This window comes from Arthrobacter sp. U41 (assembly GCF_007679325.1).
Taxonomy (GTDB): domain Bacteria; phylum Actinomycetota; class Actinomycetes; order Actinomycetales; family Micrococcaceae; genus Arthrobacter.
Window position 1 is genome coordinate 63596 of record NZ_VEGI01000003.1, and the last position, 19029, is coordinate 82624.

Here is a 19029-nt window from a genome sequence, read left to right on the forward strand (position 1 = left end):
AAGAGGCCAACGCGGGCGTTTCTTTAGGTGCCGGGGCTATAGTCGGGGCACCATGACAACAATCTCGGTGGTTATCCCCACCCGGAACGACGCCGACATGCTGGCCGTCTGCCTCGCCGCGCTCGCGGACCAGACCCGCCGGGCCGACGAAATCGTGGTGGTGGACAACGCCAGCACGGACAACACCGCCGAGGTCTGCGCCGCCGCGGGCGCCCGGCGGATCGCCGTCGAACTCCCCGGCATCGCAGCCTCCACGGCCTGTGGCTTCGACGAAGCCCGCTCCGAGCTGATCGCCCGGCTGGACACGGATTCGATCCCGCCGGCCGACTGGCTGGAACGGGTCGAAGCAATCCTTGAGGCGGCGGGCCCGCTGTCCGCTGTGTCCGGTCCCGGCGACTTTTACGGCGAAACCCGATTTGCCCGGTGGGTGGGCACTAGCGTCTACATCCCCGGGTATTTCTGGGCCATCGGCTGGCTGCTGGGTCATCCGCCGCTGTTCGGCTCGAATTTCGCGCTGCGTTCAGAGGTCTGGGGCCGGATCCGGGGTTCCGTCCACCGGGGGCTTCCGCCGGTTCACGACGACCTGGATATTTCCTACCAGATCCCGCCTGACGTGAAGGTGATAGCCGATCCCACGCTACGCGTGCAAGTCTCCGCGCGGCCGCTGGCGGGCTGGGCCGCGGCCGGGCGCCGCCTGTCGATGGCGTGGACCACGTTCAATGTCGAATTCACGCAGGAGGGCCCGTTCCGCCGGCGCCGCCGGCGGCGGCAATGGGAACGTGACCACGCTGGCTAGGCAGATCTGAACGGCGCTACGAGGACCTGTACAGTGCGATCAGATCGCGGCTCATCTGGTGCGGTGAGGTCTCACTCGGACTGTGTCCGCCCCGGTAGACCGCGATGCGCGCTCCGATGGCCTGTGCGAAGCGGCGGTGCAGCGCCAGCGGCCAGAGGTCATGTTCCCCGACGGCGACGAACTTCGGCAGCGGCGCCGCGGCCAGTTCTGCCCTCATATCCGGGGCGTGCTGCATCAGTCCGACGATGTCGCTCACGGAGCTCCGGCGGGTAAAGCGGAACCGGTAATTCACGAACCGTATCCGGTTGGGCGGGACACGCACAACGTTGACCCGGATGCCCCAGATCATCAATGCAGCCCCGACCCGCGGCCCGATCAGGCCGCTGAACCACCCGACGCGCTGGACGCCGCGGAAGCTCTGGCCCGGTTCGGGCGGGCAGCTGAGCAGGGTGAGGCTGCGGAATTTTTCCGGGCGCCGGGTGAAGGCCAGCTGGGCGAAGATCGCGGCGAAGGAATACCCCACGACGTGCGCGGGCCCGTCCTCGGCGTCGAGCATGGCGAGAAGGTCGTTGGTGAACAGGTCATAGTCGTAATGGGCGCGGGGCGGCACGAGGTTTTCGGGGCCGGCCGCGGCGGATTCGTACTGGCCGGCGATGTCGCAGCTCAGGACGTAGTACCCGGCAGCGGCGAGCCCGGGCAGCATCAGCACAAAATCTTCCTTCGATCCGGTGGCCCCCGGTATCAGAAGCACCCGGGGATTCCCGGGTGTGCCCATGGTGAGGGTGGCAAGTGTGCCGCTGGGCGCATCGAAAGTCCCGCGCACGGCGCCGTCGGGCAGGGCGGTCCAGACCACGTTGTGCAGGGCCGCGTCCCGGCGGGCCGCTTCATCGACCAGGGCTGAACCGAACCCCTCGGGTTCCGGATCGTTCAGGGCGTTGCTGTCGGCAGACACCATGGACTAAACATAGCCCGGTCCGGATGCGGCCGGGCGGATGGGGCTCCGCTCAGGCCACTTTGCGGACGAAAGCGTGGAGCCGGCGGTACACTTCCTGTGATTCCGGGTAGCGGAAGTTCTGCTGCCAGGTGTGTTCAGTGTTCGAACTGTCCCAGGCGTAGATCAGGCTGTCCACGGGGACGGAATGTTCGCGCAGCCGGGCAATGAAGTTCATGTTGGCGGCGTAGAAGAAGTCCCGCTCCGAGGTGGTCACAAAGACCGGCGGGAAGCGCGAATCCAGCCATTCGATCGGGGGAGGAAACCTGCGCCCTTGCGGAGGGCCTCCAAGTGGCTGGCCCCGTTGCCAGGGCCGCCGAGCCTGCCGCCGATGCCGCGGTTGCGTGCCCCGGAATGGAGGCCGGGCAGCAGCATGCGGATGAAGTTGAGGCTCAGCACGAATCCCTTGTCGAAGAAGACCGAGAAGTCCACCACGCTGCAGTGCTGGACGAGCCCCTTGACGTCGGAGGCGGGCAGGGAGGGTGTCAGGCCGTGGTGCCGTGCCAGTTCCGGGCGGAAGCTGGCCGCCGTCAGGAGGGCCGCGATCTGGCCTCCGGCGGAGTCTCCGCCCAGCACGATCCTCGACGGGTCACCGCCGTAGCCGGCGATGTTCTGCCGGACCCAGGCCAGGGCTGCATTGGCGTCCGCCAGGACGTGGGCCATCTGGAAACGCGGGGCCTTCCGGTAGTTCACGTTGACCGCCACCATGCCTCCCGCGGCCTGGCTGGCGCAGTATTTGGTCAGCGAGGCTTTGTCCCCGGACGTCCAGCCGCCGCCGTGGAAGTACACGTAGACGGGCAACGCAGGCGGCGCGCCGGCATCGGCGGCGCCGGCTGCTGCAGTGCCGTGCGCTGTAGTGCCGTTCGGCAGCCGGGGAGTGATGACGTCGAGGCGGTGCGCCCGGATGCCGTCGCCTACGAAATCAATGTCGCGGACGTACTCGACGCCGGCAATCGGGTCGACGTTGAAGCGGGTGTTCTCGCTGGCCTTCACCGAGTGCATCAACACCCGCCAGGTCCACACCGGAACCCGCCGCAGGAGGTTCCTCGCCTTGCGGGCCACGGCGAACGTGCCGCCGGACTGCTGTGGCCGTTGTGTGTGTTGCTGGAAGGACGAGTCGTGATGCCGTGGCTGGTGGCCCGGTGTGGTCATCACCCAATTCTATCTGGCACAACTGTGCTACAGCTGTGAGCGCCGGGTCACGGCCCCAGGTCACGGTTCTGCGGCGACGGTCCCGGCGGCCCCGTCAACAGTGACCGTCTGGCCGGTGTGCAGCCGCGTGGTGGCGTCCGGAACGCCCACGACGGCCGGGATCCCGTACTCGCGGGCCACCACCGCCCCGTGGGAGATGACCCCGCCCATCTCCATCACCAGGGCGCCTGCCGTCAGGAAGAGCGGCGTCCAGCCGGGGTCCGTGGAAGGGGCCACCAGGATTTCGCCGGGTTCCAGGTGGGCGCCCACCGGATCCAGGATCACCCGGACCCGGCCGGTGGCGGTACCGGCGGACGCCGGTGTGCCGCTCAGGCCGCCGGCCGCGGGAGACTTCGCCATCATGGCGGCCTCGACGTCGGTGCCGTCGGACAGCAGCAGCCGCGGGATGCGCCGGCGTCGTAATTCGGTGTTGTAGAGCCGGCGGCGTCCGGCGACGATGCCGTGCAGGTCCGCCCCGCGCAGCCCGACGCGGATCTCGTCAAAGTCCAGGAAGAAGACGTCGTCGGCGGCCGCGACAGTGCCTGCCGAGGCCAACTCGGTGCCGATCCGCAGCAGTTGCCGGTGCATCTCGCCGAGTATCAGGACGATGTAGAACTTGGGCAGTTCCCGCAATCCTGCGAGCTGCCGCACGCGGCGCAGGCTCAGCGCCAGCGCCCGTGCGCGCCACAGGCTCCGGGCCCGCGCCTGTTCGACGAGGGTGCGTATCCGGTCCTCCGCATGCTCGGCGGCCCGGGCGAACTGGCGGTCAGGGGCCTGCTCCGGATCTTCTACGCGGAGGTAGTTGGAGATCATGCCGAGGATATGGTCGGGCTCCTGGGACCAGCGGGGCATGCCAAGGTCGATTTCCGCGACCGCGCGGTGGCCGTAGCGGGCGAGGAAGCCGCGCACGCTGGACTGGGCCTGGGGCGGCAGCGTGCCGGCGAGATAGGCGGCGGCCAGTTCCTCGGGCTGTTTCGACAGGAACTCGCCGCGGGAGACCGGATCGTCGCGGATGGTGACGGCGAGCTGCCAGAGTTCCAAGTCCATTTCGGTGGTGACGTTATGGGGGAGCCCGCGGAGCACGGCTTCCAGCTCGCGGGGTTGCGCAATCCCGCGCAGGAGACGGCGCGCCACCGCCAGCATGATGTAGCCAACGGACGGGCCCGGCAGGGTGGCCTGGATCAGCCCGTTGATGGTCCGGCTAAGAACCCGTTCGGTGTGCTCGAGGCGGCGGGCGGCGCTGGCTGGTTCGGCCAGGACGAGCTCGGATTCGAGCCGCTTCCGGTAGTTCAGCGCCTGGCGCAGCTCAGCGGCGGGCCGGAATATGGGCCGGAACATTCCCGGTATGAGCCCAAGGATGAGCCCGAGGCTGGCGGTCTGCTCGGTGCTGCGGGTGTTGCCGGTGCGCCGGGGCGGCTGCGGGCGGCTGCGCTTTCTCCCGGCGTTGCGGACGGATTCCAGGAAGGAGCGCTGAACGATGCTGAACCTCGGATCCTCCAGCAGCGCCGGAAGCACGGCTCCGGACCTGCCGTCCGCCAGGGGGAGCATGCGCTGCAGGTAGCCGCGGCCGGACTTGTTGCGGACCAGGGCCGTCAGGTCCACGTACATCCGCAGCCCGGGGTTGACGTACCGCCAGGGTCCCTTGCTGTTGCGCATCAGCTCAAGGACGGTCAGGCCCAGCGGTGTGATGGGCCGGGTCAGCCCCTGGAACAGGGTGCCGCAGAGGTACACCCGGGTCGGGGCCGCGGCGCCGGCTGCGGCGTCTTCGGGCGCGGGCTCGGGCAGCGGATACAGCGTGGTGATCGGGCGTGACTGGGTGAGCCAGATCCTGCCGCCGGCGTCGATGGCCCATTCGATGTCCTGCGGCGCCCCGAAGAGCCGCTGGACGCCGTCCCCCAGCGCGGTGAGTTCCTGGAGCTGCGGGCCGGCCAGGCTTGGAGTCCGCCCGGGTTCCGTCCCGCCCGGCGTATGCAGCACCACCTTGGCGGAAGCTGTCTCCAGCACGAACTGGTCCGGGTTGACGGCCCCCGAGACAACGGCCTGGCCCGTGCCCGGGTTCGCGTTGATCACCGTTTCGGTGCGCTTCCCGGTGACGGGGTTTGCCGTGAACAGGACCCCCGCCGTCGCGGCGTCGACCATCACCTGGACGACGACGGCGAGCCCGACGTCGCGGTTGCTGATCCCGTTCGCGGAACGGTACGCCACCGCGCGTTCGGTCCAGAGCGATGCCCAGCAGCGACGGACGGCTTCCACCACGGCGTCGGCTCCGGTGACATCGAGGTACGAGTCCTGCTGGCCTGCGAAGCTGGCGAACGGCAGGTCCTCAGCCGTGGCCGAGGACCGGACCGCCACCGGAACGGTTCCGCCCAGTTCCTTGTACGCTTTCCGGACCGCGGCGTCCACCTCGGGCGGGATGGGCGCTTCCTCGATCAGCCTCCTGGCCTGTCCGGCAACGGTGCCGAGGGTGCCCGGCGCAGGGGCCGCCGTTCCGGCCCCGGCCGCGTCGAGGTCGGCGGCGAGGGCTCCGAGTCCGGGCGGTGCCGCCAGGTCATAGGCCGCGGTGGTGAGGCAGAACCCGCGCGGCACCGGCAACCCGGCCGCCACGAGCTTGCCGAGGTTCAGGGCTTTGCCGCCCACCAGCGGCAGGGGCGCGGCACCGGTCCCGCGGAGGTCCAGCACAAGAGGATCTTTCGGGGCCTTCTGCATCGGGTCCATGGCGGGCCGCTACGGGGTCACTGTTGAGGCGCCGGCGTCCTCCCACATCACGTCCAGGTTGCGGAACACCGGCGGCCCGTCGCAGAGGGCCGCGAACCTGGCGGCGAAGTCGGAGGTCTCCGGCCGGTTGGAGTTCTCCATGGCCGATTCGTAGGAGTCGAATTCGACGATGGTCAGATACGTCCCGGGGCGGTCGCGGTCCGCGGTGGCGAGGATCCGGCGGAACGTCGGGGCGGTGCTTCCTTCGGTCCTGGACGGCTGGCCCAGGGCCTCGATTTCCTCGATGCGGGCGGTCTGGAATTCGATGATTTGCACGAACCTGGCCATGACGGCTCCTCGACGCGGCGGCGGATGCTGATGCGCTTCACGCTAGACCCGGTGCCCGTCACAGGACAAGGGTCAGAAGGAGGGGCCCTGCGGGAGGCTTCAAGCTGCTTCGAGGACGAAGAAGATGAAGGACAGGAACGCTGTCTTCTCGCCGCTGAGGATGCGCGGCGGAAGGAGTTCGCGCGGTGTGTCTGGAGATGGCTCCGGTTCGCTCACGGTGGCGATGCGGTATCCCGCCGACGTGAAGGCGTTGATCATCGCGTGAAGTGGCCGGTGCCAGAAGGTCAGCACCGCAGGCTCGCCGTCGAACACGTAATCTTCCGAGTACTCCCGGATGGCGAAGTAGTCCTCGGTTGGTTGGGTGACCACGCTGACCGTGGGGTGGTTCACCGAGAGGATCAGGCGACCGCCCGGCTTCAGCACGCGCCGCAGTTCGGCAAGTGGCGCTGACCAGTCCTCCAGATAGTGCAGGACCAGGGACGAGATGACGTCGTCGAAGGAGCCGTCGTCGAAAGGGAGCGGCTTGCCGAGGTCGGCCACGTACAGGTCCGCTGTGGCGCCCAGTCGCTGCCTTGCCAATTCGAGCATCGCGGGACTGGCATCGATGCCGGTCATGATCGCGCCTTTTGCGCTCAGTGCCGCGGACAGGGGCCCGGCGCCGCACCCAGCGTCCAGGATCCGGTGGCCGTCGACGTCGCCGGCGAGGCGGATCATCGCCGGCCGCTCGTAGTAGGCGTTGAGCAGGCTGGACTCGTTCTCCGCCGAGTAGCTCTCGGCGAAACTGTCATAGTGGTCCGGCTTCACGGATCCTCGCTCCCGGGATAGCACCAATGGTCAGGACGGTCAGCCCGATCCTAACGGCCTGGTCAAGGCATCAGCAGGACCTTGATGGCGCGGCGTTCGTCCATGGCGCGGTAGGCTTCCGGCGCTTCCTCCAGCGGCATCACGACGTCGAAGACGCGGCCCGGGTTGATGCTGCCGTCGAGGACGTCCGCCAGCAGTTCCGGGATGTAGGTCCGCGCCGGGGCCATGCCGCCGCCGATCGAGATGTTCGTGTCGAACAGGTAGCGCAGTGGGACCTCGCCGCCGCCGGTGGGGACGCCGACAAAGCCGAGCGCCCCGCCGGGGCGGGTGCTGTGCAGTGCCTGCTCCATGGACTCCTTGGTCCCGACACACTCCAGCACGGAATCGGCCAGCACTCCGCCCAGGAGTTCGCGGACCCTGGCGACGCCCTCGGCGCCGCGTTCTTCCACGATGTCGGTGGCACCGAACTCGCGGGCGATCGCCTGCCGGTCCGAGTGGCGGGACATCGCGATGATCCGCTCTGCCCCGAGCCGCTTGGCGGCCAGCACGCCGCAGAGTCCGACGGCGCCGTCGCCCACCACCACAACGGTGCGGCCCGGGCCGGCTTTCGCGGCGAGGGCCGCATGGTGGCCGGTGGCCATCACATCGGAGAGCGTGAGCAGGCTCTTGCGGAGCGCGTCATCCGGCTCGGTGATGCCGGGAACCTTGACGAGGGTGGAGTCGGCCAGCGGGACGCGGACCGCCTGGCCCTGGCCGCCGTCGATTACGTGCCCGGTGTCGTCCTTGCCGCCCCAGCCGGCCAGGTGCTCGCAGGCCACGGTGACACCGTTGCGGCACTGGGGGCAGGCCCCGCAGCTGACCACGAACGGCGCGATGACCAGGTCGCCGACCGCCAGGCCGGTGATCCCGGCGCCGATGCTCTCCACGGTGCCGATGAATTCGTGGCCGATCGCGGTGGGCCTGCGGGTGGGCTTCACGCCCCGGTAGGGCCACAGGTCCGAGCCGCAGACACAGGACGCGGTGACCTTCACCACGGCGTCGGTGGGCAGCTGGACGGTGGGGTAGTCGCGGTCTTCGACCCTGATGTCACCGGGGGCGTGGATGATCGTGGCGCGCATGGAGGCTCCTGAGGTTGCTGGCGGGCTTGGACCGAGTTTAGCCCTCCCTGCCGGCTGGCCCTTGTGCTTGCCCGGTGTCCTGGCCTTGTATTGATCGCCAAGGGGTATTGATCGCCAAGGGCATCAGCACGAACAGCGTCCGCCCGGCCGCCGCAGCGTTGGCGGCCTCCTGAAAGGATCTGACATGACCTATGCGCTCCCCGCCAACATCGCGGACCGGCCCATAACAGTCATCGGTGGCGGAACCCTGGGCCGGCGCATCGCCCTGATGCTCTCGCTCCAGGGCGCCGAAGTGCGCGTCTACGACACCAGCCTGTCCGTGGCCAGGGCCGCGCTCGAATATATTGCCACCCAGCGCCACCGCGCCGTGGAGGAGCTCGGGGGCAATCCGGCGGTGCGGCTCGCGGCGACAGACAATCTCGTCGACGCCCTGCGGGATGCGTGGCTCGTGGTCGAGTCGGTTCCTGACAAGCTTGGCCTGAAGCAGGCAATCTTCGCTGACCTTGACCAGATGGCGGCCCCGGACGCCGTGCTGGCCAGTAACTCTTCGTCGTTCGCTTCCTCCGAGTTCATCGGGGGAGTGAACAGCCCGGAGCGTGTCCTGAACCTGCACTTCTATATGCCGCCGGACGTACGTTCGGTGGAGCTGATGTCCTGCGGTCACACCGATCCGCGGATCATCGAGTTGCTGATGGCGGAGCTGCCCAAATATGCGCTGAAGCCGCACCGGGTGCGCAAGCAGAGTGCCGGCTTCATCTTCAACCGGGTCTGGGCGGCCATCAAGCGCGAATCGCTCCTGGTCGTGGCCGAAGGCGTGGCGGAGCCGCAGGACGTGGACGCCTTGTTCGCCGACCTCTTCAAGTCCGAGATCACGCCGTTCCGATTTATGGATGAGGTGGGACTGGACGTGGTCCTCGACGTCGAGAACCACTACTGCGAGGTGGCCGGGATTGAGAACAAATCGGCCCCCATGCTGCAGGAATACATTGCCAAGGGCTGGCTGGGGGTCAGGAGCGGCCGCGGTTTCTACAACGACTACGCCTGACCCCGCGTTGGTTAGATACCCAGCGAAATGCCGCCGTCCACCCGCAGTTCGATGCCCGTGACGTAGGCCGATTCGTCGCTGGCCAGGAACACTGCGGCGTTGGCGACGTCCCAGGCGGTGCCCATGTGGCCCATGGGGACCTGGGCGTGCCGCTTCCTGAGCATTTCCTCACGCTGCCCGTCCGCGTAGGCTCCGGCCAGTTCGGCGGATTCCGTGACCATCGGGGTTTCCATCAGGCCGGGAAGGATCGCGTTGACCCGGACGTGCTTGGCGGCGTATTCGGCGGCGGTGGTGCGGCTCAGGTGGTTGAGGGCCGCTTTGGAGGAGTAGTAGGTGGCGTACGGAACCCCGGTCCAGCGGATCCCCGCCAGCGAGGAGATGTTGATGATGGATCCGCCGCCCTGAGCCACCATGTGCGGGATGACGTGCTTCATGGTGAGGAAGGGGCCCTTGAGGTTGATGGCGTGGACGCGGTCCCACTCGGATTCGTCCAGTTCCACGACGCCGCCCACCTTGGCAATGCCGACGTTGTTGTCGAGGCCGTCGATCCGGCCGAATTCTGCGATGACGCCGGCGACCGCTTGGGCGACGGCGGTCGAGTCGGTGACATCGAAGGCCAGGTGCCGTGCGCGGCCGCCCTCGTCCAGGATCAGCTGCGCGGTCTCCTTGGCGGCCGCCTCGTTGACGTCCGTGCACACCACCGTGGCGCCTTCACGGGCAAACGCGATGGCGGTGGCCTTGCCGTTGCCCATGCCGGGCGCGCTGGATCCGGCACCTACCACGAGGGCGATTTTTCCTTCGAGTCTTTTGGACATTGCTGATCTCCTAGATCTTGGTTTTTTCGTCGCGCCAGAAGGCTGCGCGAATGTCTTTTTTGAGGACTTTCCCGTTGACGCTGCGGGGCAGGGAGGGGACAAGGTGCACGGATTTGGGCGCCCGGACGCTGCCCAGCTCCTGTTTGCAGAGCGCGATGAGTTCCTGTTCCGTGACGGAGCAGTTTTCGTTGAGCTCGACGACGGCGGTGACCGCCTCGCCCCAGTCCGGGTGCGGTGACCCGACCACCGCGCAGTCACGCACCGCCGGGTGGCCCCAGATGACCTGCTCCACCTCGCTCGGGTAGACGTTGAACCCGCCGGAAATGATGAGGTCGCGTCTCCGGTCCGTGAGGTGCAGGTAGCCCTCCTCGTCGAAGAGCCCGATATCGCCCGTGTGCAGCCAGCCGTCGCGGATGGCCAGCCGGGTCTGCTCGGGATTCTTGTAGTACCCCTTCATCACCAGGTCGCCCCGGACGCAAATCTCGCCGGGGGTTCCGGGCGGAAGCGCTACCCCGTCGTCATCGCGCACTTCGACCTCGACCAATGGGTACGGGCGGCCGCAGGAAGACAGCCGGGAATCGGGAGCGATGGCGCCGTCGACGAAGTGCTCGTCCGGGCGGAGGAACGTTACGGATGCGGGCGCCTCCATCTGTCCGTAGAGCTCCATCATCACCGGGCCGATCGCGGTGAGCGCCTGCCGGAGTTTCTCCACGGACATGGGCGCTGCCCCGTAGATGACGTACCGCAGTGAGGACAGTTCCCTGGGCGCTTCCTGCAGCACTTCCAGAAGCCGGTAGATGACGGTGGGCGGCAGGAACAGGTCAGTCACCCCGTAGTGCTCGATGGCGTCGAGCACGGCCTCCGGATTAGCTTTCGGGAGCACCACGACGGTACCGCCGCGGGCGGTGGCGGCCAGGCTGAGCAGCCCAGCGGTGTGGGTCATCGGTGCGGCGGCGAGGTTCACGATCGCGTCTTCGGAACCGTAGTGCGCAGCCATCATCAGGTGCGTCGCGAAGGCCGACAGGCTTCTGTTCGTGTTCATCACCCCCTTTGGCAGGCCCGTGGTGCCGCCCGTGGGGGCCAGCGAGACGACGTCGTCCGGGGAGGGACGGACGGCCGGCTTCGTGGCCGGGTGCGGTGCGGTCCACTCGGCGAAGGGGGTGTCCGCTGGCCGGGCGTCGCCAGATCCGAACTGGACCCACTGCCTGACGGCGGGAAGGCGGTCCCGCAGATGGCGGGCATCGCCGGCGAGGCTGGAATGGAAGATCACCATTTCCGCGTCGAACGCTTCAAGAAGCTGCGCGGTCTCGCCACTCGGGCTTGCCGGATTGGCGGGAATCCAGGTCAAACCGGAACGCCAGATACCCAGGACACAGATCCAGGCGAGCGGATCGTTGGGGGAGAGGACCGCAATCTTGGCCCCGGACGAGAGCCCGGATGCCAGAAGCGCATTGGCGATCCGGCAGGACAGCTCGCCGGCCTCGCGGAAGGTATAGGACGTGGCGCCCTGGACGTACGCGACGCCGTCGGGGTTGGACCGCCAGCCCCGGTCAAAGAATCCGATCACGCTCACTGCGGCAGTCCCGTCTTGTAGCTTTCCTTCAGCCTCAGGAAGACTGCCGTGGTGATCGCCGCGAGGATGGTCAGGTACCAACCGAAGACGTCGATCATCTGGGCGTCGGCCAGCCAGGTGGCGACGTACGGCCCGGTGCCGCCCACCAGGGCAACGCCGAGCGCGTAGGGCAGGCCGATTCCGGCGGCCCGGATCCGGGCGGGGAAGAGTTCGCACATCACGGCGGACGTGATGGACGTGTAGCAGGCCAGCAGCGTCAAAGCCGCCATCTGGACCAGGAGCAGGCTCAGGAAGCTGTTCTGGAGTGAGTTCAGCAGGGGAAGGGTCAGCAGGGTGAACCCGAGGCCGAAGGTCAGCAGCAGGGGTTTGCGGCCGATCCGGTCCGAGAGTATGCCCATAACGGGCTGCAGGATCGCGAAGTAGGACAGCGAGATCAGTGCCACCAGCAGACCGTCCTTCATGTCGAAGCCAACCGTGATGTGCGCGTACGTCGGCAGGTATGAGGTGAACACGTAGAAGAACAGGGTGGGGGCGGCGTTGATCGCGAAGACCAGGGCGCACTCCTTCGGGTGGGTGCGCATGAACTCGAAGACGGAAGGCTTCGGCGCGCGGGCCGCGCCCGGTCCGGAGCCGGGGTCATCTTCCCCGGTCACCAGCGTTTCCTCGGCGAACCGGCGGATGAACAGGCCGGCTGCCGCGCCGAGGGTGCCGATGGCGAACGGCACACGCCAGCCCCATTCGCGCATGGCCTCATCCGGCAGGGCCGCGACCAGCAGGGCCACTGAGCTGATTGCGGCGAGGTTGCCCAGCGTTGCCCCGATGTACAGGAAGCTGGAGAAGAATCCACGGCGCCCGTCCGGTGCGGACTCCACCAGGAACGTCGAGGAGGCGGCAAACTCGCCTCCGGTGGAAAGCCCCTGCAGGAGCCGGGCAAGCACCAGGATCATGGGCGAGAGCACCCCCACCTGGTCGTAGGTGGGCGCAATGGCGACGAGGAGGCTGCCGACGCCCATAAGCATCACCGTCCCGGTGAGCGCCTTCTTCCGGCCGAACCGGTCGGCAACAATGCCGCCCAGGAAACCGCCCAGGGGACGCATGAAGAAGCCGACGGCGAAGATCGCCATGGCGCTGAGCAGCGGGACAATGGGATCGCCCGTCTTGGGAAAGAACTGGGCGGAAAAGTACAGGGCCAGCATGGAGTAGACGTACCAATCGAACCATTCAACGATGTTTCCGACGGTGGCGGCCGCCAGTTGGCGTGCCCTGCTGACAGGTGGTGCGGCGGTGATGACGCTCATCCGGTTGCTCCCAGATCCGATGGTCCCGGACGATCCATGGTGCGTCGTCCGGACGGTCAGGTCGCGGTTCAGCAGATCATCCGGCTGTGATGCAAACCACGTTACGGAGCGCCCGGCTCCCCGGACTATGGAGCCAGCTCAAAGGGACTCCGGCCGCCGTTGTGGATTCCTACAACCAGTCCGCGGATGCCTCCTGGCATGCCTCGAAAGCCCAGCAGAGCTCGACGATGGTGTCCGTGGCGTCCAGCCGCGCACCGGTGGCCTGCTCGAATTTCTGCAGGCGGTAGCGGAGGGTGTTTTCGTGCACCGACAGGGCTTTGGCCGCTGCGGAAATCCGGCGGTCATGGTCCAAGTAGCTCCGCACCGAAGCCAGCACGATCCGGCCGAAGTCGGCGTCGTCGACAAAAGGGGCCAGGTAGCGCTGGCGCAGCACGGCCGTGACATCCGGATCACCGGCGGCCGTCCGCCAGGTCAGGTCCTCCAGGGAGAACACGCCGCCCGCCGGGCGTTTCCAGGCGGCAGCGAAGACCCGGTCGGCTGCCGCTTTGGAGCGGGGCAGCTCGGAGAGCGGAAGAGCGGGACCCAGTGCGATGGTGGCGGTGTCCCCGGGGTCCGGCCGGCGGGCGGTGAATCCGACGACGTCGCCCGCCCGCAACGTCAGGACACCGTCGCCGGTGGATACTCGTCCGGCCAGGACGCGCAGCAGTTCATCGGGTGAAGACCCGGGCCGGGGCCGGGCGTGCAGGGCGTGGAAGGAGCGCTGGGGGTCGATCCCAAAGTCCGACGAGCGGGTGCGCAGCTCGCTGTCCGCGAGTGACCCGGCCAGGACGGCGCGCAGGTAGTCCTGCCGCAGCTCATGGTCCCGCACGGCCTGCTGGACGCTGCTTTCCCGGTACGAGTGGACCAGTGCGGCCGTGTAGGAGTCGCTGACGCCCCAGAGGACCCGGTGCGCCGCGAGGACTTCGCGGTCGCCGAGGCCCAGTTCGTGGGCGATGTCGAGGAAGCGGTCCTGGATCACGGCCATGGACAGCCGGTACCCCCGCAAAACGTCCTCGATGCGCAGGCCCTGGTGGAACCGGACCTGGGCCACCCGGGCCTCTACCGCGAGTTCCGACGATGCCGGCACCACGCCGGACTTCACCGCGTGGATGGCCATGCGCAGATTCTGCTCGACGGAGGAGCTGATATCCGTTTCGGCGACGCCGCGGTAGCCGGGCACCTCGTCGAGGCACCGCTGAACGCTGTTTCGTTTCAGGTATTGCAGGTCACGGAACAGCAGATCCGCGACGCTTTCAATGCTGGATTCAGGCAATGTCCGCCTCGCACCATACTTCTGTTCCGTCGGCCTTGTGGAGCATGGCGCGGTCGGCGGAGAACCAATACCTGACCCAGAGAATCTGTCCGTCCGGGGTGGCGAGCTCCACGGTTGCCACGGCCGGTGCACGGCCGGGCCGGCGCACCGTAACGGGTGCGCCGGCCGCTAAGCCAAGCCAGTTGGTGACCCACACCATGTCCGCGGGTTGCGCCTAGACCGCTTCGAGAACACTGACGTAGTTGGCGATGCCCACCCCGCCCATGTTCTGTACGGCAGCGCGGCGGGCCGCGGGCAGCTGCATGTCGCCCGCGGTACCGGTGAGCTGCATTGCCGCGATGACGTGTTGCGAGACGCCGGTGGCGCCCACGGGGTGGCCCTTGGCCTTGAGCCCGCCGGAGACGTTGACGGGCAGCTTGCCGTCCTTGAACACCCAGCCTTCCGTGATGGCACGGGATCCCTGACCCGGTTCGGTCAGCCCCATCGCCTCGTACATCAGCAGCTCGGCGATGGTGAAGCAGTCGTGCACCTCGGCGAAGTCCAGCTCCTCAAGCCCGACGCCGGCCATGCCCAGCGCTCGCTGCCACGAGGCGCGGGTTGCGTTGAACGCGGTGGGGTCCCGGCGTTCGGTGGGGAAGAAATCGTTCGCGTGGCCGAACCCGGCGAGCCGCACCGGCGCGGTAGCCCCGCCGGTCGGCGAGACGGACAGCACGACGGCGGCGGCGCCATCGGACACCGGCGAGCAGTCGGTGCGGCGCAGCGGGTCCGCGACCATCGGGTTCTTGTCCGAAACGGTGCGGCAGAACTCCTCTCCGAGGTCCTTGCGGAGCTGGGCGTAGGGGTTGTCCACGCCGTTGCGGTGGTTCTTCGCGGCGATGGTGCCCAGGACGTCCGACAGGTTTCCTGCGCCAGCGCCATAGCGCTTCTCGTAGTGCTTGGCCACCTCGGCGAAGAGGCCCGTGAACCCGGTGCTGGAGGCCTTGCCGGCCATGTCGTAGTCCGCGCCCAGCAGGGCAGCGCCCACCACGTCCGCGCCCGCATGGGTCATCTTTTCGGCGCCGATTACGAGGACAGTCTTCGCGGTACCGGCCAGGAGCGACTTGGTGCCCTGCTGGAACGCGGCGGATCCGGAGGCGCAGGCGTTCTCGACCCGGGTGGATGGGACGTTAGCCAGCTGCTCGGAGACCTGCAGGGCCAGCGAGGACGGGAACGCCAGCGGCATCATGCCGGAGTTGAACTGGCCGAGGTAGATTTCGTCGATCTGGCCCGGTTCGATCCCGGCGTTGCCGATCGCTTCCGTGGCGACCTGGACGATCAGGGATTCGAGGGTCTCATCAGTGAGTTTGCCGAATCGGCTGTGGCCCCAACCGGTTAGCAGGACGTCTTTGCCGAACTGTTCGCGCAGGCTCATGCGGTGGCTCCTTCAAGGGTGCTGCTGTCAAGGGTGTTGCTGTCAGGGGTGGGGGACGCGTCGGGGGACGGGGCGACGTCGAACTCGGCCTCTGTCTTTTCGCGGATTTCCTCCACGGTGACGCCGGGGGCGAGGCGGGTCAGCGTGAGCCGGCGGACGCCGCCGGTTTCCTGGTCAGGCTTCACCAGGTCGAATACCGCGAGGTCGCTGATGATCCGGTCCACGCAGCTCAGGCCGGTGAGGGGCAGGGTGCATTCCTTGACGATCTTGGCGGTGCCGTCCTTGGCGTTGTGCTCCGTGAGGACCACCACGCGCGGGGTGCCGGCGACGAGGTCCATGGCGCCGCCCATGCCCTTGACCATCTTGCCGGGGATGGTCCAGTTGGCGAGGTCGCCGGCGCCGGAGACCTGCATGGCGCCCAGGATGGCGACCTTGACGTGCCCGCCGCGGATCATGCCGAAGGACGTGGCGGAGTCGAAGATGCTGCCGCCGGGCAGGACCGTGACGGTCTGCTTGCCGGCGTTGATGAGGTCCGCGTCCTCCTCGCCCTCGTAGGGGAACGGGCCCATGCCGAGCAGGCCGTTTTCGCTCTGCAGGACAACGCGGACGCCGTCGCGCAGGTTGTTGGCGACCAGCGTGGGGATGCCGATGCCGAGGTTGACGTAGTCGCCGTCGTTGAGTTCTTCGGCCGCGATGGCAGCCATTTCATTCCGGGTCCAAGCCATGGTGATTCTCCTGAGGAAAGTAGGGGCGGCGCTTAGGCCGGAACTGTTGCGGCTTCGGCCGCTTCTGCGCGGGGGCGGACTGTCCGCTGTTCGATGTCTTTGGCCCGGTCACTGGCCTGCACGAGGTGCTGGACGAAGACGCCGGGGGTGACGATGTGGTTCGGGTCCAGCTGCCCGGGCTCCACGATCACTTCGGCTTCGGCCACCGTCACGGCGCCGGCCGTCGCCACCACAGGGTTGAAGTTCTGTGCCGTGTAGCGGTAGATGAGGTTGCCGTCGGTGTCGGCGGTGTGCGCGTGCACCAGGGCGACGTCGGCCTTGATGGCGCGTTCCTGGACGTACGTCTCGCCGTCGAACTCCGCGAGGGGCTTGCCTTCGGCGACCAGGGTGCCGACTCCGGTCTTGGTGTAGAACGCCGGGATCCCGGCGCCGCCGGCACGGAGGCGCTCGGCCAGGGTGCCCTGCGGGGTGAACTCCACCTCCAGCTTGCCGGCGAGGTACTGCTCGGCGAAGAGCTTGTTCTCGCCCACGTAGGAGGCGATGACCTTGCGGACCTGGCCGGCTTCGATCAGCACGCCGAGGCCCTTGCCGTCCACACCCATGTTGTTGGAGACCACCGTGAGGTCCTTGACGCCCGAATCCCGCACGGCCTCGATCAGGTCCGCCGGGATACCGCTGAGGCCAAAGCCTCCGACGGCGAGCGTCATGCCGTCCCGCAGTACGTCCTGCAGCGCGGCGGCCGCTCCGGATTTCACCTTTGACATCGCATCTCCTCATTGAGCTCGTGACGCAATCCACGTTGTGGACCGTTCCTTTGCTGTTGGAGCCTACGGGGCCGAAAAGCAGGCTGTCAACGGGTGATTTTGGCCAGACAGCTGCCGTTTTTACAGTGTGGACGGTAGGCTATGCACTGTCCACAATATGGATGGTTTAGCTGGTTCCGAATAGATTTTGAGGAAAAGATGACGCCACCACCGGTCCAGGGCGCGCAAGTGGTCAGCCGCGTCGCGTCCCTGTTGCGCATTGTTGGGCGGAGGCCGGAAGGATCCCCGCTGGTGGAACTCGTCAGGGAAACCGGGCTGACCCGGCCCACCGTGCACCGGCTGCTGTCCTCGCTGGCCGCCGAGGGACTGCTGGACCAGGACCCGCTGAGCGGAAACTGGGTGCTGGGGCCGGAGATCCTGCTGATGGGATCCGTGGCCTCGGCGCGTTTCCCGCTGGAGGACATCGCCCGGCCCAGCCTCCGCCGGCTCGCCGAAGAGACCGGCGAAAGCGCGTTCTTCTCGATCCGGCGCGGCGCGGAAACGGTGTGCCTGCTCCGGGAGGAGGGAAGCTTCCCGGTGCGGTCCTTTGTATTGCACGAGGGAGTCCGCTTCCCGCTGGGGGTGGCCTCCGCCGGCACCGCCATTATGGCTTTCCTGCCCGAGGCGGAGCAGGAGGAGCTGCTGGCCGGCTGGGCCGCGCACGCCGGTGACTTCGCGGCGGCGCACACCGAGCCCCTGGTCCGGGAGAACCTGGCGAAGACGCGGCAGGCCGGTTATTCGGTGAATCCGGGGTTGGTGCTGGAAGGGAGCTGGGGGATGGGCGCTGCGGTGTTCGACCAGCGCGGCCGCCCCGCCTGGGCGCTCTCACTGACCGGGATTGAACCGCGCTTCAAAGGCGAGCGGCAGGAAATGCTGGGCCGCCTCCTGATGGACGAGGCCCACCGGATCTCCACGCTGCTGCAGGGCACCACCTAGGCCCTGGCTCCGACTGGGCCCTGTGGACTACCCGGCTAGGTGAGTCCCGGCGTCGCGGTTTACCAGTCTTCTGCCGTCCGGGGGCACATTGGCACGGACACACCTGCCCTAAGTGCCGAAACGGTCCAGCCGGGCTTCAAAGTGCCCCCGGACGGATGACTCTCTGCGGACCGGTTACTTCCACCAAGTGTCGAAGATGGTGACCGGGACGGTGCGCTTGTGGCGGGTGCGGAGGTATTTGTGCTCGATGGATTCGGCCACAGCATCCGGGACCTCGCGGCCTTCGAGGTAGTCGTCGATCTGGTCATACGTGAGGCCGAGTTCGTCCTCGTCCGTGCGGCCGGGCTGGCCGTCGAGGAGGTCTGCCGTGGGGACCTTCTCCCAGACCCGGGCGGGTGCGCCGAGTTCGGCCAGCAACGCCCTGTTCTGGCGCTTGTTGAGCCCGAACAACGGCAGGATGTCCGCGCCGCCGTCGCCGAACTTGGTGAAGAACCCTGTGACGGATTCCGCGCCGTGGTCCGTTCCGATGACCAAGTAGTTGTGCTCGCCGGCGAGGGCGTACTGCGCGATCATGCGGGTGCGGGCCTTGGTGTTGCCTTTGTGGAAGTCGGAGATCCCGTTGCCCACGGTCTTCTCGAATTCGTCCTCGAACCCGTCCACTGCCGCGGAGATGTTGAACGTCCACTCCGTCTTGGCCTGGATGAAGTCGAGGGCGGCCTGGGCGTCGTCCTCGTCGTGCTGGACACCGTAGGGGAGGCGGACCGCCACGAAGTTGGCCTCCACCCCCTCGGCTGCAAGCTCGTCGACGGCCAGCTGCGCGAGCCGGCCCGCGAGCGAGGAATCCAGGCCGCCGGAGATGCCCAGGACAAAGCCCTTGGTGTGCGTGGCCTTGAGGTAGTCCTTGAGGAACGTGACGCGTTTGCGCACCTCCCCGGCGGGGTCGATCCGGGGCTGCACGCCCATTTCTTCAATGATCCTGGCCTGGAGTTCGCGCATGGAACCCAGCCTAGTCAGCAGTGTCAACCATGCTCAACTAAGTCCGAGGGCTCTTCGGACCGGCGCTGTGCTTTCGGACCGGCGCTGTGCTTTCGGAGGTGCGCTGTGCTTTCGGAGGTGCGCTGTGCTTTCGGACGTGCGCTGCGCTTTCGGACCGGCGCTGCGCGGATCTC

The 19029-nt window shown here is 67.6% G+C and carries 19 protein-coding genes; 3 read left to right on the top strand and 16 right to left on the bottom strand.

Annotated elements, in window-relative coordinates:
* Positions 1-52: 52 nt before the first annotated feature.
* Positions 53-796, top strand: coding sequence for a glycosyltransferase family A protein (locus tag FS787_RS11625; RefSeq protein WP_144672590.1), 744 nt, complete (start codon positions 53-55; stop codon positions 794-796).
* Between the two features lie 16 nt (positions 797-812).
* Here the strand turns inward: FS787_RS11625 and FS787_RS11630 are convergent, their stop codons facing one another.
* The 7 genes from FS787_RS11630 to FS787_RS11655 form a co-directional block, all read right to left on the bottom strand.
* Positions 813-1751 (bottom strand): alpha/beta fold hydrolase, encoded by a 939-nt coding sequence (locus tag FS787_RS11630; protein WP_144672591.1) that lies wholly within the window; start codon positions 1749-1751, stop codon positions 813-815.
* A gap of 49 nt (positions 1752-1800) precedes the next feature.
* A complete protein-coding gene (locus FS787_RS18150; protein ID WP_260982520.1) occupies positions 1801-2004 on the bottom strand; it encodes a hypothetical protein in 204 nt (67 codons plus the stop codon).
* Complete coding sequence (locus FS787_RS11635; protein WP_260982521.1) at positions 2001-2939, bottom strand: alpha/beta hydrolase; 939 nt, start codon at positions 2937-2939, stop codon at positions 2001-2003. The genes FS787_RS18150 and FS787_RS11635 overlap by 4 nt, the downstream gene beginning before the upstream one ends.
* Before the next feature lie 60 nt (positions 2940-2999).
* On the bottom strand, positions 3000-5693 hold the full coding sequence (locus tag FS787_RS11640; protein ID WP_144672592.1) for a PEP/pyruvate-binding domain-containing protein: 2694 nt from the start codon (positions 5691-5693) through the stop codon (positions 3000-3002).
* A gap of 9 nt (positions 5694-5702) precedes the next feature.
* Positions 5703-6020 (bottom strand): hypothetical protein, encoded by a 318-nt coding sequence (locus FS787_RS11645; RefSeq protein ID WP_144672593.1) that lies wholly within the window; start codon positions 6018-6020, stop codon positions 5703-5705.
* A gap of 99 nt (positions 6021-6119) precedes the next feature.
* Positions 6120-6824 (bottom strand): class I SAM-dependent methyltransferase, encoded by a 705-nt coding sequence (locus FS787_RS11650; protein ID WP_144672594.1) that lies wholly within the window; start codon positions 6822-6824, stop codon positions 6120-6122.
* Positions 6825-6886: 62 nt separating this feature from the next.
* Positions 6887-7942 (bottom strand): zinc-dependent alcohol dehydrogenase family protein, encoded by a 1056-nt coding sequence (locus FS787_RS11655; protein ID WP_144672595.1) that lies wholly within the window; start codon positions 7940-7942, stop codon positions 6887-6889.
* Positions 7943-8126: 184 nt separating this feature from the next.
* Here FS787_RS11655 and FS787_RS11660 point away from each other — a divergent pair, with 184 nt between their 5' ends.
* Positions 8127-8987 carry a 3-hydroxyacyl-CoA dehydrogenase family protein gene (locus FS787_RS11660; RefSeq protein WP_144672596.1) on the top strand — a complete coding sequence of 287 codons (861 nt, stop codon included), beginning with the start codon at positions 8127-8129 and terminating at the stop codon, positions 8985-8987.
* Between the two features lie 11 nt (positions 8988-8998).
* Here the strand turns inward: FS787_RS11660 and FS787_RS11665 are convergent, their stop codons facing one another.
* The 8 genes from FS787_RS11665 to FS787_RS11700 all read right to left on the bottom strand — a co-directional run bounded on the left by FS787_RS11665 (position 8999) and on the right by FS787_RS11700 (position 16885).
* Positions 8999-9802: an SDR family NAD(P)-dependent oxidoreductase gene (locus FS787_RS11665; RefSeq protein WP_144672597.1), complete on the bottom strand. Its 804-nt coding sequence runs from the start codon at positions 9800-9802 to the stop codon at positions 8999-9001.
* A gap of 10 nt (positions 9803-9812) precedes the next feature.
* Positions 9813-11375: a class I adenylate-forming enzyme family protein gene (locus tag FS787_RS11670; protein ID WP_144672598.1), complete on the bottom strand. Its 1563-nt coding sequence runs from the start codon at positions 11373-11375 to the stop codon at positions 9813-9815.
* Positions 11372-12673 carry an MFS transporter gene (locus FS787_RS11675; protein WP_144672599.1) on the bottom strand — a complete coding sequence of 434 codons (1302 nt, stop codon included), beginning with the start codon at positions 12671-12673 and terminating at the stop codon, positions 11372-11374. Before FS787_RS11675 ends, FS787_RS11670 begins: the two co-directional genes overlap by 4 nt.
* 169 nt (positions 12674-12842) lie before the next feature.
* Positions 12843-13985 (bottom strand): CdaR family transcriptional regulator, encoded by a 1143-nt coding sequence (locus FS787_RS11680; protein WP_144672600.1) that lies wholly within the window; start codon positions 13983-13985, stop codon positions 12843-12845.
* Positions 13978-14184, bottom strand: a complete 207-nt coding sequence (locus FS787_RS11685; RefSeq protein WP_144672601.1) for a hypothetical protein — start codon at positions 14182-14184, stop codon at positions 13978-13980. Before FS787_RS11685 ends, FS787_RS11680 begins: the two co-directional genes overlap by 8 nt.
* 15 nt (positions 14185-14199) lie before the next feature.
* The gene (locus FS787_RS11690; RefSeq protein WP_144672602.1) at positions 14200-15396 is read right to left on the bottom strand and encodes an acetyl-CoA acetyltransferase; all 1197 of its coding nucleotides are present in this window, start codon (positions 15394-15396) and stop codon (positions 14200-14202) included.
* Positions 15393-16121 carry a CoA transferase subunit B gene (locus FS787_RS11695; RefSeq protein ID WP_144672603.1) on the bottom strand — a complete coding sequence of 243 codons (729 nt, stop codon included), beginning with the start codon at positions 16119-16121 and terminating at the stop codon, positions 15393-15395. Before FS787_RS11695 ends, FS787_RS11690 begins: the two co-directional genes overlap by 4 nt.
* A 32-nt stretch (positions 16122-16153) precedes the next feature.
* Entirely contained in the window at positions 16154-16885 is a 732-nt protein-coding gene (locus tag FS787_RS11700; protein WP_144672604.1) for a CoA transferase subunit A, read from the bottom strand.
* A 198-nt stretch (positions 16886-17083) separates the two neighbouring features.
* Between FS787_RS11700 and FS787_RS11705 the strand changes: the two genes are divergently transcribed.
* Positions 17084-17860 (top strand): IclR family transcriptional regulator, encoded by a 777-nt coding sequence (locus FS787_RS11705; protein WP_144672605.1) that lies wholly within the window; start codon positions 17084-17086, stop codon positions 17858-17860.
* A 174-nt stretch (positions 17861-18034) separates the two neighbouring features.
* On the opposite strand, the gene nadE is transcribed toward FS787_RS11705, so the two are convergent.
* Positions 18035-18856: an ammonia-dependent NAD(+) synthetase gene (gene nadE / locus FS787_RS11710; protein ID WP_144672606.1), complete on the bottom strand. Its 822-nt coding sequence runs from the start codon at positions 18854-18856 to the stop codon at positions 18035-18037.
* Between the last annotated feature and the right edge of the window lie 173 nt (positions 18857-19029).